The 15,683-nt window shown below is 69.4% G+C and carries 17 protein-coding genes; 11 read left to right on the top strand and 6 right to left on the bottom strand.

Annotated elements, in window-relative coordinates:
- The first annotated feature begins 162 nt into the window (after positions 1–162).
- Positions 163–951 carry an SGNH/GDSL hydrolase family protein gene (locus ITJ69_RS19725; RefSeq protein ID WP_194673783.1) on the top strand — a complete coding sequence of 263 codons (789 nt, stop codon included), beginning with the start codon at positions 163–165 and terminating at the stop codon, positions 949–951.
- Positions 952–958: 7 nt separating this feature from the next.
- Here the strand turns inward: ITJ69_RS19725 and ITJ69_RS19720 are convergent, their stop codons facing one another.
- The gene (locus ITJ69_RS19720) at positions 959–1,870 is read right to left on the bottom strand and encodes a LysR family transcriptional regulator (RefSeq protein ID WP_194673782.1); all 912 of its coding nucleotides are present in this window, start codon (positions 1,868–1,870) and stop codon (positions 959–961) included.
- Positions 1,871–1,932: 62 nt separating this feature from the next.
- Between ITJ69_RS19720 and mdcA the strand changes: the two genes are divergently transcribed.
- From mdcA to ITJ69_RS19680, 8 genes are all read left to right on the top strand, one after another.
- Positions 1,933–3,576, top strand: a complete 1,644-nt coding sequence (gene mdcA / locus ITJ69_RS19715) for a malonate decarboxylase subunit alpha (protein ID WP_194673781.1) — start codon at positions 1,933–1,935, stop codon at positions 3,574–3,576.
- A 4-nt stretch (positions 3,577–3,580) separates the two neighbouring features.
- Positions 3,581–4,435, top strand: a complete 855-nt coding sequence (gene mdcB, locus ITJ69_RS19710) for a triphosphoribosyl-dephospho-CoA synthase MdcB (protein ID WP_194673780.1) — start codon at positions 3,581–3,583, stop codon at positions 4,433–4,435.
- Positions 4,422–4,733, top strand: coding sequence for a malonate decarboxylase subunit delta (locus ITJ69_RS19705; protein WP_194673779.1), 312 nt, complete (start codon positions 4,422–4,424; stop codon positions 4,731–4,733). Before mdcB ends, ITJ69_RS19705 begins: the two co-directional genes overlap by 14 nt.
- Positions 4,730–6,430, top strand: coding sequence for a biotin-independent malonate decarboxylase subunit beta (locus tag ITJ69_RS19700; RefSeq protein WP_194673778.1), 1,701 nt, complete (start codon positions 4,730–4,732; stop codon positions 6,428–6,430). The genes ITJ69_RS19705 and ITJ69_RS19700 overlap by 4 nt, the downstream gene beginning before the upstream one ends.
- Positions 6,421–7,053, top strand: a complete 633-nt coding sequence (locus tag ITJ69_RS19695; protein ID WP_194673777.1) for a malonate decarboxylase holo-ACP synthase — start codon at positions 6,421–6,423, stop codon at positions 7,051–7,053. Before ITJ69_RS19700 ends, ITJ69_RS19695 begins: the two co-directional genes overlap by 10 nt.
- Positions 6,960–7,982, top strand: a complete 1,023-nt coding sequence (locus ITJ69_RS19690) for a malonate decarboxylase subunit epsilon (protein ID WP_323743163.1) — start codon at positions 6,960–6,962, stop codon at positions 7,980–7,982. The genes ITJ69_RS19695 and ITJ69_RS19690 overlap by 94 nt, the downstream gene beginning before the upstream one ends.
- A gap of 49 nt (positions 7,983–8,031) precedes the next feature.
- Entirely contained in the window at positions 8,032–8,613 is a 582-nt protein-coding gene (locus tag ITJ69_RS19685) for a TetR/AcrR family transcriptional regulator (protein ID WP_194673775.1), read from the top strand.
- A gap of 174 nt (positions 8,614–8,787) precedes the next feature.
- Positions 8,788–9,693 (top strand): SDR family NAD(P)-dependent oxidoreductase, encoded by a 906-nt coding sequence (locus tag ITJ69_RS19680; protein ID WP_194673774.1) that lies wholly within the window; start codon positions 8,788–8,790, stop codon positions 9,691–9,693.
- A gap of 97 nt (positions 9,694–9,790) precedes the next feature.
- Here ITJ69_RS19680 and ITJ69_RS19675 read toward each other — a convergent pair whose 3' ends face one another.
- From ITJ69_RS19675 to ITJ69_RS19665, 3 genes are all read right to left on the bottom strand, one after another.
- Complete coding sequence (locus ITJ69_RS19675) at positions 9,791–10,588, bottom strand: coniferyl-alcohol dehydrogenase (RefSeq protein ID WP_194673773.1); 798 nt, start codon at positions 10,586–10,588, stop codon at positions 9,791–9,793.
- Between the two features lie 132 nt (positions 10,589–10,720).
- Complete coding sequence (locus tag ITJ69_RS19670) at positions 10,721–11,614, bottom strand: alpha/beta hydrolase (protein ID WP_323743162.1); 894 nt, start codon at positions 11,612–11,614, stop codon at positions 10,721–10,723.
- An 85-nt stretch (positions 11,615–11,699) separates the two neighbouring features.
- On the bottom strand, positions 11,700–12,554 hold the full coding sequence (locus ITJ69_RS19665) for an SDR family oxidoreductase (protein ID WP_194673771.1): 855 nt from the start codon (positions 12,552–12,554) through the stop codon (positions 11,700–11,702).
- Between the two features lie 75 nt (positions 12,555–12,629).
- Between ITJ69_RS19665 and ITJ69_RS19660 the strand changes: the two genes are divergently transcribed.
- Positions 12,630–13,223, top strand: coding sequence for a TetR/AcrR family transcriptional regulator (locus ITJ69_RS19660; RefSeq protein ID WP_194673770.1), 594 nt, complete (start codon positions 12,630–12,632; stop codon positions 13,221–13,223).
- 56 nt (positions 13,224–13,279) lie between these two features.
- On the opposite strand, the gene ITJ69_RS19655 is transcribed toward ITJ69_RS19660, so the two are convergent.
- Both ITJ69_RS19655 and ITJ69_RS19650 read right to left on the bottom strand, forming a co-directional pair.
- Positions 13,280–13,504 carry a cold-shock protein gene (locus ITJ69_RS19655; protein WP_194673769.1) on the bottom strand — a complete coding sequence of 75 codons (225 nt, stop codon included), beginning with the start codon at positions 13,502–13,504 and terminating at the stop codon, positions 13,280–13,282.
- Positions 13,505–13,608: 104 nt separating this feature from the next.
- Positions 13,609–14,220 carry a helix-turn-helix domain-containing protein gene (locus ITJ69_RS19650; RefSeq protein WP_323743161.1) on the bottom strand — a complete coding sequence of 204 codons (612 nt, stop codon included), beginning with the start codon at positions 14,218–14,220 and terminating at the stop codon, positions 13,609–13,611.
- 168 nt (positions 14,221–14,388) lie between these two features.
- Here ITJ69_RS19650 and ITJ69_RS19645 point away from each other — a divergent pair, with 168 nt between their 5' ends.
- A complete protein-coding gene (locus tag ITJ69_RS19645) occupies positions 14,389–15,216 on the top strand; it encodes a zinc-binding dehydrogenase (protein WP_323743160.1) in 828 nt (275 codons plus the stop codon).
- The last annotated feature ends 467 nt before the right edge of the window (positions 15,217–15,683 follow it).

Below are 15,683 nucleotides of genomic sequence, written 5' to 3'. Positions count from 1 at the left end.
GAGCCCGGTTCAATACCGAGCTCACGCCCTCGCGGCCTAATCTGACTTCACGGTCCAACAAACCGGGACCAGTTCACTGGCACCGCGCCTCCTGTGCGTCCTTCATGCATTCCTGCATCACGGCCGGTTCCCGATTCCGGCTGCTGCTGGCAGCATGGCGACGTGCCTACTTACCAGCTCATCGCCGCCCTCGGCAGCTCGTTCGCAGCCGGTCCGAACATCGAACCGGTCGTCGACCGAGCGGCCATGCGGTCCGGGAACAACTACGCGCACCAGCTCGCAGACCGCTTGGGCGCGGAACTGGTCGACCTCACGGTGTCCGGTGCGACGACCGCGAACGTCATCGACACCCCGCAGCAGGTCGCGGAGGGCGTCTCGTTCCCGCCGCAGATCGACGGGGTGCCCGCGGATGCGGACGTCGTCACCATCACCGCAGGGGGGAACGACCTGCAGTTCGCCGGGGCCATGCTGTACAGCGCGTGGTCGCACGCCGAGCCTGACGGCCAGATGGCCGCGCTGCTCGGGCAGATGTTCACCGATGGGATCCCTGTTCCGACGTCGGAGGCCGTCGAGCTGGCCACCTCTGGCCTCGTGTCGGTCATCGAGCGTGTCCGTCAGGCGGCCCCGGCCGCGCGGATCGTCCTCGTGGACTACCTCACCGTCCTCGACCGAGACGTCACCCCCGCCGCCGCGACGTTCACCGCCGACGAGCTGGACCGGTTCTTCGAGATCCAGGACGCGATCGTCCGGGTGTTCGCCGACGCCGCGGCCAGGACCGGCGCGGAGCTCGTCCGCGCGTCGGCGATCAGCACCGCGCACGCCCTCGGGTCGGTCGCACCGTGGGTGCAGCCGTTCCACCAGGACATGCAGCGCACCGGCGGGTCGTTCCACCCGAACGGCGCGGGGATGGCTGCGATCGCGGTCGAGATCGAGCGGCTCCTCAACGCCTGAGGACTCGTCAGCCGAGGACATCTGCCCATCCCGGGTACTTCGCCGACACCGTCTCCGCGTGCCGGACGAGGTCCCGCGCGTCGTCGGGGAGCCGGTGCGGGTCCCATGCCAACCCGAACGACCGCGACGCGTCATCGGATCGGATCAGCACCGACTTCGTCCGCGCACTCGGCGTCGCATCGGCGGGGAGCACGGCGATGCCCATGCCGGCTGCGACGTAGTCGCGCACAGTGAGCAGGTTGTCTGCCTCGAGCACGATGCGCGCCGCGAACCCCGCCGATGCGCAGAGTGCGTCGGCTCGGCGACGGGCATCGAACCGACGGTCGAGCGCGAGGAATGCCTCACCGCGCACGTCGGCGAGGGCGACGTCCTCCCGCCCCGCTGCCCAGTGACCGGCGGGCACGACGAGCACCAGGGCCTGCCGACCGAGCGGCATCCACCCGAGGCGTTCCGGTGGCCGGGGCGCCGTGATGGTGATGTCCATGCGCCCTTCCGCCAGCGCGTCGGCGAGTTCCGTGCTGGAGCCCTCCCGGTGGACGACGACCACGTCGGGTCGGCCACGCAGGAAGGACGCGATGAGCTCGCCGGCGACCGTGGGTCCGAGTGATCGGAGGAACCCAACGGTCAGCGTCGGCCGGGCCGACTCGCCGCGGACCTGTCGCAGGGCATCGTCGATGGTGTCCAGCGCGTCGGCCGCAGCGGCGGCGAGCACCCGGCCCTGCTCGCTGAGCGCGACACGGCGGCCGGACCGTGTCACGATAGGGAACCCCAGATCGCGTTCCCACACCGCGATCGCCCGGCTCAGCGTGGGCTGGCTCGTGCCGCTGCGCGCGGCTGCGTTCGTCACCGTGCCCTCGACGGCCAGCGCAGCCAGCTGCGCCAGTGCCGGGGCGAGCGAGCTGGCTCGTCCTTCATGCATGAATGAATGAGACATCCTTGCCTGGGGTGGACGCAACCCGGCCTCCAACCCAGGCTGGGTCCATGACCGATTCGCGCCCTCAGTGGTCCACCCGCCGGGCAGAGAAGCAGCTCCGACTCGCGCAGCTCGGACTCGGCGCCGGGACGAAGTTCGTCGATGCCGACAGGATCGACGACGTCCTGACGACCCTGATCCGGCCGCACGACCGGGTGTCGCTCGAAGGCGACAACCAGAAGCAGGCCGACTTCCTCGCGCAGTCACTCGCCGAGGTGGACCCTGCTCGCCTCCACGACCTGCACCTGCTGATCTCGTCGGTGAGCCTCCCCGCCCACCTGGACGTCTTCGAGCGCGGCATCGCGTCTCGGCTCGACCTCGCCTTCGCCGGACCACAGAGCCTCCGGCTCGCGCAGCTCGTCGAGGACCGTGTGGTCTCGATCGGTGCGATCCACACGTACGTCGAGCTGTACGCGCGCATGTTCGTTGACCTGGCGCCGCGGGTCGCGCTCATCTGCGCGGAAGCGGCCGACGCAGCGGGCAACCTCTACACCGGCGCCAACACCGAGGACACCCCGACGATCGTCGAGGCCACCGCGTTCCACGACGGCATCGTCATCGTGCAGGTCAACCGCGTCGTCGACGAGCTCCCCCGGGTGGACATCCCGGGCGGCTGGGTCGACGTCGTCATCGAGAGCCCTCGGCCGTACAAGCTCGAGCCGCTGTTCACGCGTGACCCGGCGAAGATCGGACGCGTCGAGATCCTCAAGGCGATGATCGCGATCCGCGGCGTCTACGAGCGGCACGAGGTCGCATCCCTGAACCACGGCATCGGCTTCGACACGGCGGCGATCGAACTCGTGCTCCCGACGTACGGCGAGGAACTCGGCCTCCGTGGGCGGATCGCGAAGCACTGGGTCCTGAACCCGCACCCCACGTTGATGCCGGCGATCGAGAGCGGATGGGTCGATTCCGTCCACTGCTTCGGCGGCGAACCCGGGATGGAGCGCTACGTCGCGGCACGACCCGACGTGTTCTACACCGGCAGCGACGGCAGTCTGCGCTCGAACCGTGTGCTCGCCCAGCTCGCCGGCCAGTACGCGATCGACATGTTCATCGGTTCGTCGCTCCAGATCGACGGCGACGGCAACTCGTCGACGGTGACGGCGGGTCGGCTCGCCGGGTTCGGCGGTGCGCCGAACATGGGTCACGACCCGCACGGGCGACGCCACGGCAGCGCCGCTTGGCTTGACCTCGCGACGGGCGACGGCGCGAGCCGCCGAGGGCAGAAGCTCGTCGTGCAGCTGGTCGAGACCTTCAAGGCCGGCGGTACCCCGACGTTCGTCGATCGTCTCGACGCCGTCGACGTGGGCGCGCAGGCCGGGATGCCGCTGGCACCGGTGATGATCTACGGCGACGACGTCAGCCACGTCGTGACCGAGGAGGGGGTCGCGTACCTCTACAAGGCGGCGAGCGTCGCCGAACGTCGCGAGGCGATCTCCGCAGTGGCCGGTGCCACGCCGATCGGACTCCGGGCTGATCCGGACGTCACGGAACGTCTGCGTCGGGACGGGGTCGTCGCGTTCCCGGAGGACCTCGACGTCGACGTCCGCCGCGCAGACCGTTCGCTCCTCGCCGCGAAGAGCATCGGCGACCTCGAGGCGTGGTCCGGTGGACTGTACGATCCGCCGGCCCGCTTCCGGAACTTCTGAACCGATGACCCGACCGTTGACGCCGACGATGATCGCGACCGCCGCGGTCGAAGCGATCATGACCGAGGCCCTCCTGACGCCGAAGCCCGGACTCGTGGACCGCCGCGGGACCGGCGGGCACACCGACATGGACCTGGCGATGCTCCTGCGCTCCGCCGAGAGCCTGTTCGACACGTTCGAGGCCCTGGCCCACGCCGGAGCCGGTTCGGCTCCCGGTCAGGCGCTCCGCGACGAGGTCGGCGCGCTCGGACGGGAGGGCGAGCGCGTGATGCTCGAGACCACCGGGGGTGTGAACACGCACCGCGGCGCGCTCTGGACGGTCGGCCTGCTGGCCACCGGCGTGGCCGCTACCGGTTCGACGTCGGGCGCGGTCGTGTTCGCCGCGGAGCTCGCACGACGCCCCGACAGTGCCGGCGCACCACGAGCCTCGTCGCACGGGCAACGAGCGGTCCGACGGTACGGGGTGGCCGGTGCCGTCGGTGAAGCCATCGCGGGGTTCCCGCACATCGTCCACGTCGCGCTCCCGATGCTCCGCGGTGCTCGTACAGGCGGCGCCGCCGACGAGACCGCACGGCTGCGCGCGTTGCTCTCGCTCATCGCCACACTCGATGACACCTGCGTCCTCCACCGGGGCGGCGCCGACGGCCTGCGCTGGATGCAACATCGTGCGCGCCGCACGCTCGACGCACCACGGTTCGACGACGCGGTGCACCGCTTCGCCGACGAAGCGGATCGTCGACGCCTCTCACCGGGCGGAAGCGCAGACCTGCTCGCCGGGGCCCTGTTCGTCGACTCCCTGTCCCGTCCGTCCATCTCGACTTCGTCCGCCAACCTGGAGCTCGCCCATGCGCACCTTTGAATTCGAATTCTCCGGCGACCGCCCGGCGACCCGTCGCGCCCACGCCGGCGTCGTCGGCTCCGGAGACCTCGAGGTCCTCGTCGTCCCGGGCCCCACGGCGGCCGCAACGGTGCAGGTGCGCACCAGCGTCGACGGTTTCGACGACGTCTGGCGCAACGTGCTGCACCGGTTCTTCGCCCGCTACCGGTTGACGGGCACCATCGAGATCAACGACTTCGGGGCAACTCCCGCGATGGTCTCGATCCGCCTCCTGCAGGCGCTCGACCAAGCCACCGGTGATCAGGAGGTCGACGCATGAACGACGTCATGCAGTACGTGCAGCGCGACAGTTTCATCGAACGGGATGCCAGGTCGCGGGCCTTCGCCCTCCTCGATCGAGGATCCGAACGCGAGATCCTCGACCCGTTCGACCACCTCGAGTCCCCGTGGCTCGAACGGCAAGGCGTCGTCCCCGCCGCCGACGACGGCGTCGTCGTCGCCCTCGGGACGCTCGAGGGATCCCGCACGGTCGTCATCGCCATCGAGCAGGCGTTCCAGGGTGGGGGCATCGGCGAGGTCTCCGGGGCGAAGATCACCGCCGCACTCACGAAGGCCGCGTCGGAGAGCCGCGCGGGCCGGCCGACAGCAGCCGTGCTGCTCCTCGAGACCGGCGGCGTCCGCCTGCAGGAGGCGAACCTGGGTCTGGCCGCGGTCGCCGAGGCCTGCGCCGCGGTGCTCGAGCTCCGCGCTGAACAGCCGGTGGTGGCGGTCATCGCCGGCGGCCTCGGGAGCTTCGGCGGGATGAGCATCGTCGGAGGCCTGTGCTCCACCGTCATCATGACGCGTGAAGCCCGGCTCGGACTGAACGGCCCCGAGGTCATCGAATCCGAGGGCGGGATCGCCGAGTTCGATGCGTCCGACCGCGCCCTGGTGTGGTCCATCGACGGTGGCGCGCAGCGACACGCCCTCGGCCAAGCCGACGACCTCGTCGCCGACGACACGGAGACGATCCGCCGGGCAGTGGCCTCGGCGATCGCCGCGGGACCCGTCGACTTCCCCGCCTCGCGCGCCCTCGACGTCCTCCGCGACCGCCTGGCCGCCGTGGACCCGACGGACCCGCCGTCCCCGGCCGCGCTTCCCGGCCGATTCCGAGACGCCGCGAGGGCAAGCCGTCCGCCCGCGGCGCCGGACGGAGAACCGGAGCAGCACCGGAGTCGTGGACACCGCTGGCTCGCCGCCCTGGCCACGAGCGCGCCGTCCCGGATCGCGACGACGGTCCTCGAAGCGCAGGGCTGTTTCGGCGGAGGCGATGCGACCCTCCTGTCCGTGGTGCCCGACCCGACGAGCCCCTTCCACCGAGCGCGTCACGGCGAGGTCGGCCTCCTCGAGAGCCTCGCCCTGGCCGAGCGGATCACGTCGATCGTCGCAGCGGAAGCAGCGCTCCCCGCCACGCAGAAGCGGCCGATCATCGCGGTCGTCGACCTCCCGAGTCAGGCCTACGGCCGACTGGAGGAGATGGTCGGGCTCCACCTGCACCTCGCCGCGGCCGTCGACGCGTACGCCACGGCACGCGCTGCGGGCCATCCAGTCGTCGCACTCGTCGTCGGGACCGCGCTCTCCGGCGGGTTCCTCGCGCACGGGCTGCAGGCCAACCAGATCCTCGCCCTCGACGATCCCGGCGTCGAGATCCACGCCATGCACAAGCCGGCGGCAGCGCGGATCACCCGACGGAGCATCGAGGAACTGGACGCGCTCGCCCTCGACGTACCGCCGCTGTCCTACGACGTCCGGGACTGGGCGACGCTGGGGCTCTGCGACGACCTGATCACCGTCGCTGATGCCGACGACCCGTCGGACGCCGACGTGACGGTCGTCCGGGCGCGCCTGGACAACGCCGTCGAGAGCGGACGCGACGGAAGCCGCTCGCTGGAGGCCCGCTGGTCGGAGCAGCAGGCGGGCGACCGACGAGCAGCGACACGCGCCGTGTGGGCGGCGATGACCGAGCAATGGCGCTGAGCACGGGACCCGACCTGCGGCCGCACGACCTCGTCCTGTTCCGAGCGGACGACCACCGGCTCCCCGCGTGGGCTGACCGCATCGACGGGCATGCGTGGGGCGTCGTGCGGCGAGCGGACACACCGCCGGGGACGATCCCGTTGGGGGTGCGCGGTCGGACACGAGACGAACGACGAGCACTGGACATCCGGTCGTCCGACGCCGTCCGGAGCGTGGCACCGGAGACGCTCATCGACGGCGCACCGCTCCTCGTGACCAATCCCGCCCTCGCACGGACGATCTCCGCCGTCGCGCGGGCTGCGCAGACCCTGCTCGATCACCGTGCCTGGGGTCCCACCGGGTCCGCGGGGTTCGAACTCGCCACCGGCCTGCCCGTCGTCCACCGGACCAGCGACCTGGACATGATCGTTCGCGCCCCGGACCCGATGCCCCGCGCCGAAGCAGCGGAGATCGCCGCCTTCCTCACCGCGCTCCCGTCCCGAGTGGACTGTCTCCTCGAGACAGGAGCCGGCGCCGTCGCACTCACCGAATGGGCGGACAGGCGCCTCGGACAGGTGGTCGTCCGGACCCCGGCGGGCCCGATCCTGACCGCGGACCCGTGGTCTCCGTCGAGGTCGGCATGATCGCCTTCCTGTTCCCTGGCCAAGGGTCGCAGCGGGCAGGCATGATCGCTGCGCTCCCCGACGAACCGGTCGTCCGCACGACACTCGACACGATCAGCGACACGATCGGCCAGGACGTCCACGACCTCGACTCGGCGGATGCACTGACGTCGACGTACGCGGCACAGGTCGGACTGTTCGCCGTCGGTGTCGCCACTGATCGGTTGCTCGACCAAGCGGGCATCCGAGCAGACGTGGTTGCAGGTCACTCGATCGGCGCGTTCGGCGCAGCCGTCAGCAGCGGCGTCCTGACCGTGTCGGAAGGTGCCCGCGCGGTCGCCGTCCGAGCGCGGCGGATGCAGGAGCTCCACCCGTTCGGGTACGGGCTCATGGCGGTCATCGGACTCACACGCCGGAGCGCGGACGACCTGGTCGCGTCGGTCCGTGCCGAGGATGCACTGTTCGTCGCGATGGAGAACTCCGCCGACCAGATCGTCCTCGCGGGCAGCGACGAGGCACTCGCCCGTGCGGCGACGCGGGCACCGGGGTTCGGCGCGCGCGAAGCACGCCGGCTCGACGTCGCGGTGCCGTCGCACTGTGCCCTCATGCTGCCGGTCGCGGAGGCCGTCGCGGCCGTCCTCGAGACCGTCCCTGATCGGCGGCCCCGGACGCGCTTCATCGCGGCCTCGACCGCCCGGGTCGCCGTCTCCGGCGCTCGAGTCCGAGAGGACCTCGCCGCCGGAGTCGCCGAGATGGTGCGGTGGCGGGACTCGACCGACCTGCTTGCTGAACTCGGGACGACGCTGACCGTGCAACTCCCACCGGGGCACACGACCGGCGCGCTCTTCGCGGCGGCGCACCCGGACATCCCGACGGTCTCGATCGACGACTCGGCATTCGACGACGCAGTCCTGCGCGTGCGACGTTTCCGGGAACGCGGTCCGGAGTGAATCGACCGGCGGCCGCCCTGACGAGGGTGCGTCTGCCAGGATCGCAGTCATGGCAGTCGGTCGCGCACGGAGCGAAGCATCTCGGAGAGCCATCCTGCTGGCCACGAGGGACGAACTCACCGAGCAGGGGTACGACCGACTCTCGATCGATCGCATCGCGACGGCGGCCGGCGTGGGGAAGCAGACCATCTACCGGTGGTACCCGTCGAAGAGCGAACTCGTCGCGGACTGCCTCGTCGAGGGCTACATCGTCCGCCCGATCCTCACCACCTCCGACACCGGTGACGTCCGTCGGGACATCACCGCGTGGATCGAGGCGTTCGCCGAGCAGAGCCGGGTGCCGGCCGCAGCGTCGCTGACGCGGGCGATCACGGCAGCCGCAGCTGAGAACACCGCCGTCGCGGCGCACTTCCAGGAGCAGGTCCGCGTCACCCAGGACGTGCTCGTCGGTCGCCTCCGAGCTGGCATCGAGGCTGGTCAGCTTCGACCGGGGACCGCCGTGGCAACGGTGGCAGAGACGATCGTCGGGGCCCTGCTCTACCGGATCCTGACGCGTCAGGACCTCGGCGACGCGTTCGTCGCCGACCTCGCAGACCTGGTGTTCGCAGGCGTGCTCGACTCCCGCGGCTGATCCGTTCCGTCGCCGGAGCGGTGCCGGACGACTGTCAGCCAATTTCGAGACAATCTGTCTCGTTGAATGGAAGACTTCACGGAAGGCCGCACGAACCGTGGTACACATCCACGGCGGACGGCGGTCGCTAGCGGGTCGGCACCATCCGGCCCTCGAACCAGAACAGGACAGGTCATGACCAATCGACTCGCGGGGCGAACCGCCCTCGTCACCGGCGGCGGCAACGGCATCGGGAAGGAGGTTGCGCTCCGGCTGGCCACGGAGGGGGCGAGCGTCGTCGTGAACGACCTCGGCACGAGCGCCTTCGGTGAGGGCGTCAGCTCGCAGGCCGCGGACGACACCGTCGCCCAGATCGTCGCTGCAGGCGGGTCAGCCGTCGCGAACTACGACTCCATCGCCGACGCGGACGGGTGCGAGCGGGCGGTGGCCACCGCGGTGGATGCGTTCGGCGCCTGCGACATCGTCGTCGCGAACGCGGGTGCGCTCGTCAAGGGGGCGCTGTCGGGCATCCAGGCCGACGACGCCTCGTGGCGCACGATGGTCGATCTCTACCTCGGTCAGAAGTTCTGGTTGGCCCGTGCGGCTGTCCCGGCGATGCTCGAGCGGGGCTGGGGGCGCATGCTCTTCGCGACGTCGGAGATCGCACGCGGCACCCAGACGAGCCCGCTCGGCGCCGTCGTCATGAACGGCAGCATCGGCTTCTCGCACGACCTGGCCAACACGTACCGCGGCACCGGCGTGACGTTCAACTCCTACGCGCCGTCGGCAGGGACGCGCACGTTCGACCTGTACAAGGACGACATGGAGGACGCGCTGCGCGCTCAGGGGGTCCCGGAGGACGAGATGAGCGGCTTCCACCTCCCGCCGGCCGAACTCATCGCGCCGATGCTCGCATGGCTCTGCTCAGACGCCGCAGCGGACGTCACCGGTGAGGTCTTCGGCGTCACCGGGTCGAAGGTGACCCGGTGGACCGAACCGGTGGACGGTGCGTCGATCCTGAAGGACGACGATCTCCGCGCCCTGTGGACACTCGACGAGCTCGACCAGGCCGTCCCGGCAGGACTGCTCACCGAGGTCTGAGGCGAGTCCGGACGCCACGACGACGGCCGGGCGGCGAGGAACGGTTCGTTCCTCGCCGCCCGGCCGTCTTCTGTCAGTCCAGACGCAGGACGTCGGTTCAGACGTTGAACAGATGCCCAGCGGCCGACTCCATGGCACCGTAGCCGCCGTCGACGACGAGGTCGGTGCCGTTGACGTAGGAGGCAGCCGAGCTGTTCAGGAAGAGCAACGGCGGGACCTGCTCCTCGGCGGTCGACTCACGACCGATCGGCTGCGCCGTCGCGGCCGACAGCTCCTTCGGGTAGGTCTCCTCGATGACGTCGAGCATGGGTGTGCGGACGGCGCCCGGGGTGGTGATGTTCACCCGGATCCCACGAGCGATGAGCGTCGTCGACTGCTGCAACGACCAGAGGTTGAGCGCCTCCTTCCCGAATGCGTACGCGTGGCCGGCTCGTTCCTCGTGTTCCGCGTACCACGCCGCACCCGCTTCGAACGAGTCGATCGCGACGAACTCCGAGAGCAACGGCAACCGCTTCCGCCACGCGGCACCGCCGTCGGACGAGGTGCTGACGACAGCGGATCCCCGAGGCATCCGCTCGACGACGAGTTCGGTGAGGAGCCGTGTCCCGAGGAAGTTGACCCGCAACACGTCGTGCGCGGGGAACATCGGCGCGAGTCCGGCGCAGTTGAAGAGCGCGTCGACCGGCACGTCCTGGTCCGCGAAGGCCCTCCGGATCGCGTCCGGGTCGCCGAGGTCCACCGAGTCGAACGCGGCGAGTTCGAGGTCGGGCTTCCGGCGACTCACGCCGTGCACCTCCGCGCCCAGTCCGACCAGCGTTTGCGCCGTTGCCAGACCGATGCCGGACGAGCAGCCCGTGACGATGACCCGTTTGCCGTTGTACTCCGAGAAGTCCATCAGTATTCCTCTTCAAATTCGAGCGACGAGACGGTCGTCTCGCCGACATGGGTGCCGCGTGGACCGCGGGCGAGCCGCGCATGACAGGGGTCCATCGACCCGGATCGGCCGACGGACCCCGGCATGTCAGCGCTACGCCGTGTGGCGGGCCAGGAACCGCTGGAGTTCCGCGTCGAGTTCCTGGTCTTCCGGCGCACCGCCGAACCCACCGTGCGGCATCGCTTCGCCGACGTGCAGCTCCGCTTCGACGCCCGCGTTGCGGAGCTTCCGGTGCATGCGGACCGTGTTCGAGAGGAACAGGTCGCGGGTACCGGTCTTGAGGAACGTGGGCGGGAAGCCGGTGACGTCGCCGAAGAGCGGCGAGAGGTACGGCTCGTCGAGCGCCTGCCCGGCAGCGTAGAGCTCGTTCACCTCGCGGAGGGAACTGAGCAGGTTGTCGAACGCCGCGTTGGTGACGAACGAGTCACCGGACTCGGTCAGGTCGAGCTCCGGAGTGTTGAGCACGAGGGCTGCCGGCATGGGGAGGCCCTCGTCCTTGGCGCGGAGCAGGAGCGCGGCGGCGATGTTCCCGCCGGCGGACCCACCCGCGATGACGATCTCGTGCGGCTCCCGGATCTCGAGCGCGGCACGGTAGACGGCCATCGCGTCGTCGAGGGCGGCGGGGAACGGGTGCAGGGGCGGCATCCGGTAGTCGACGCCCCACGTGCGCAGGCCCGCGGAGAGTGCGGAGATCCCGGTCATCGCACGGCAGACGGCGCCACCACCCATGATCAGGCCGCCGCCGTGGAAGTTGATGTGGATCCGACGGTCGTCATCGGCGACGCCGGGGCCGGTGACGACGAAGACCGGCACGCCGGCGATCGTCTCGTCCTCGGTGGACACGGGCAGTGGCTGACTGGTGAACTGCGTTGCGATGGCGGAGTTGGACTGCTCGATCATCGCGAGCCACCCTGCGGTGTCGTCCTGCGCCGGGTAGGTGGACTCTGCCTTCGGGATCGAGAGCCACTGCTGTGCGTGCGGGCTCACCGAGGCTGGGACTGGGACTGCTTGACCCGTGGTCATCTGTTCTTCTCCTTGTTCGCGTGGTCGTGGAGCGCTGCGGCGGCTCGCGTCACCGGAGCGCGCTGATCGCATCGATCAGCATCGAGGGCGGGTTGGTCGTCACGGCACCGATGACGCCGCCGTCGACGAGGAGGTCCGTTCCGGAGACGTACGACGCCTCCGGGCTCAGCAGGAAGGCCACCGCGTTCGAGATGTCCGTGGGGGTCCCGATCCGGCCGGTGCCGGAAGCGTCGATCATCGCCCGCATGTACAGGCCGGATTCACCGTCGAGCTCCTGCTGGCCCATCGCGGTCGAGATCACGCCGGGGCTGACGCTGTTGACTCGTCCGCCGCGTGCCCCCCATGCCTGGCTCGCGTGCCGTACACGCAGCTGGTTCGCCCGCTTGGCGAGCCCGTACGCCGCGCCCGGGTCCGGAACGGCATCACCGGACGTGAACGGCAGCTGCAGCAGCTCGTCCGCGCCGACCCTCGCCAGTGCGTACTCCTGCTCGGGGGTCAGGCCCGGGTAGGTGAAGCCGGCCATGCTCGCGATCACCACACCGGCGCCCCCGTCCGCGATGACAGACCCGAACTCCTCGAGGACGAGTGCGACACCGAGGAGGTCCACTGCGAGGATCGCGCCGATCGGGGCCTGCGTGGGCGAGAGCCCGGCGGTGTGGATGACCTGGGTCACCGGCCCGAGGGCGCTGATCGCGGCGGCGACCTCGTGGACGGACGCACGGGACGAGACATCGACCGTGAGCCCGCGGACGTCGAACCCGTCGCTCTGCAGTGCTGCGACCTTGCTGTTGAGGAGTTCCTCGTTGAAGTCAGCGAGGACGAGGATCTTGCCCGCTCCCTGACGTCGGGCGATCGACTCGCCCATTCCACCGGCACCGATGACGGCGACAACCTGCTTGGACATGCTTGTGTGCTCCAAAGGAATCTGAATGAGACGAGACGGTCCGTCTCGTCAGTTGAACGATACGCTCCCCGTACCGTGAGTCAAGCGACAGAACCCGAACCCCGCCGACGCAGCGAGCGCGCTCGCTCCGCGATCTTGATCGCCACCCGGGACCTGCTGGCCGAGGGAGGCTGGGAACGCGTCACCGTCGAGGGGATCGCCGCCCGCGCGCACGTCGGGAAGCAGACGGTGTACCGCTGGTGGCGCGCCAAGAGCGCGATCCTCGCGGACTGTCTGCTCGAAGGGTTGATCCTGCCGCCGCAGACGGCACTGCCGTCGAGCGGGGACATCCGCGTCGTGATGACGGCGTGGTTGCGGGGAGCACTGGCGTACATCGGTGACCCCGAACACGAGGGCCTGGTTCGTGGTCTCATCTCGGCGGCGGCGGACGATCCCGAACTCGCGGCGACCCTGTACTCCCGGCTCACCGGTCCCTACGAGTCCGGGATCGCAGCCCGTCTGGACGAAGCCCGCGACGCCGGCAAACTCCGTCCCGACCTGTCGTCGGCCGAGATCATCGAGATGCTCTTCGGGATGATCGTGTACCGACTGCTGAGTCGCCTCGACGTTCGCCCACGTCTTGCCGACGACCTGGTGAGCGCCCTGTTCGACGGCATCGAGCCGAACTGAGCCGCGGAGCGACTAGGTTGAATGAAAGGCCGTCTCGATAGCCGATCCGTCAGTGGTCAGATGATCGCGACGTTGTGGGCACGGAAGAAGTAGCCATCCTGCCCTCGCGGATACGGCTCCACTTCGAACCGAACACGTTGACCGGCTCGAAGAGAGGGGTAGTCGCTCATGTCGACGTTGGAGAAGTGAACGAAGACCTCCGACTCGACCTCGTCCGAACGAAGAGCGCTCCAGCCGTCCTCGTCACTCCACCAGACACACACGCCATCGACGATCTGCACCAGCGCACGCTACCGCGCTCGGTCGTCCGGTAGCCGATCGGTCTACGACCCGGTCGACCCGGACGTACGCCCGCCGTTCATCGGCTAACGACACGCGGTCGGGGTCATAGCTTCGGTTGGAGGGCGTCGAGCATGAGCGCTGCGAGTCGGCGTGCGGCGATCCCCCTCCTATCCGGATCTATTGCGCTGAGGCCTCGGGCCGCGACCAGTGCCAAGATCACGTCGTCGGTCGTGACGTCAGCGCGAACCTTCTGTTGGCTCTTTGCCTGCTGGGTGAGGTCCTGGAGCATCGCGACGAGTTGTCGACGATGCTCCGCGACTGCTCCGGTTCGGTCGGACGTCGTGGCGATTGCGTCGACGAGTGCGTGTTCGCCGGCGTTGCGGATGATCGGTTCCGTGATGACGAAGCGAAGCCCCTGCCACGGGTCGGGATTCTCCTGGCCGTGCTCGACGATGGTCCGGCAGGTTGCCAGTTCATCGGAGAAGACATCGTCGATGAGCGCTTGTCGGGTTGGAAACCGTCGGTACAGGGTTGCCGGTCCCACGCCGGCCCGACGAGCGATCTCCCGCATGCCGGCGTTTGTTCCGTGATCGGCGAAGAGTTGCCGGGCTGCTGTGCGAATGCGGTCGCGGTTGTCCTGGGCGTCGGCGCGCAGCTTCTGAGCCATCGGGCACTCCGTTCGTCTCACTTCGCGGTAGTGGACGTAGGCGTCCACTACCGTCCTGACGGTACGCCCACCCAAAATTTCAGGAGGACCGATGGGCGCTATGACGCTACGAGAGTTCGGTGCACCCAGCGGAATGGAGCTGGTCGACCTGCCCGCTCCGAAGCCGACCAGGTCGTCATCCAGACCGACGCTATGGGGGTCGGGGGTGTTGACGCGGTGATCCGCCGCGGCACGCTAGGCGGCGACTACCCGTCCGGGATGATCCTGGGAAGCGAGGTCGCAGGCACCATCGTCGAGGTTGGTGAGGGCGTCGACCGAAGCCGCATCGGGCAGCGGGTCTGGGCGTTCACTGGCATCTCTGGCGGCTATGCCGAGCTCGCCGTTGCCCGCATCGGCGACGTCGTTGCTCTTCCCGACGGGGTCTCGTCGATCGACGCGGTCGCGTTGGGCAGTGCAGCAACGGTTGCGCACTTCGCACTCGCACACGCTCACGCAGGGCATGGGGACCGAGTTCTTGTGCGCGGAGCTGCGGGCAGTATCGGGATTGCAGCTATTGAGCTCGCCGTCCGGCTGGGCGCTGCGGCGGTCGCCGTCACGACCTCGTCGCCGGACCGCGGCCGCCGGCTTCAGCAGTTCGGCGCAACCGACGTCCTCGACCGGGCAGGGCACGGTGACACAGCCCCACCGGTGGAGTTCGACGTGATCGTGGACATCGCAGGGGGCCCTGCCGTCCCCGACTTCATCGACCGCCTCGCCCCCAACGGCCGAATGGTGCTCGTCGGAGCCGTGTCCGGGTTCCCGCCCGCGGACTTCGGAATGAGACTGATGCAGTCGTTCCAGAAGTCCCGGTCCGTCGCGACATTCAGCCTCACCTCGATCGACCCGGACGAGCGGGACCGGGCGAGGTTCGCGAGCTTCGAGGCGGCCGTGCGCGGGGAACTTCACCCGGTCGTCGACGCCGTCATGCCGCTCGCGGAAGGAGCGATCGCGCACCAACGAATGGACGACGGCGACGTCTTCGGCCGCATCATTCTCATCCCGTAGCGCTCCAGACAAAGCAGCAAACCGTCCGTTTCATCATCCTCTACCGAACACTCGCCGGACTCCACCGGCATGTGACTGTTCATGCTGGTCTGCGCGGTTCTGATCGCGCGCTCTTGCCTCATTCGTCCGCGGGTGGTGCTGCTGCTTGGAAGTGGGCGTATACGGTCTCTCGACTGACGCCGTAACGCCTTCGCGAACACGGTCTTTGAAACGTCGGCGGACGCGCGATCGCACAACTCAGCGACTTGTACTGCGGTGAGGGATCGGGCACGAACACGGTAGATGCCGCGCTGCTTCTCCAGGGCGATGCCCGTATTGCGTGCGCCCTTGGAGAGGTTGGCGCCGCGCGAGGTGGCAGGTTAGGTGAGCTGTCGCGTCGGCCATCGGGCGAGGTCGGCTCTGAGGAGTGTCGGGTCCCTGTCGGGTGGTACTTCGTCCAGGATCTCGAGGTGGGTGATTCGGCTGAT

The sequence above is a fragment of the Curtobacterium sp. VKM Ac-2887 genome (assembly GCF_015350935.1).
In the GTDB taxonomy this organism is placed as follows: Bacteria; Actinomycetota; Actinomycetes; order Actinomycetales; family Microbacteriaceae; genus Curtobacterium.
The sequence above is the reverse complement of the archived record's forward strand: the minus strand, read 5'-3'. Positions and strand labels throughout refer to the sequence as shown.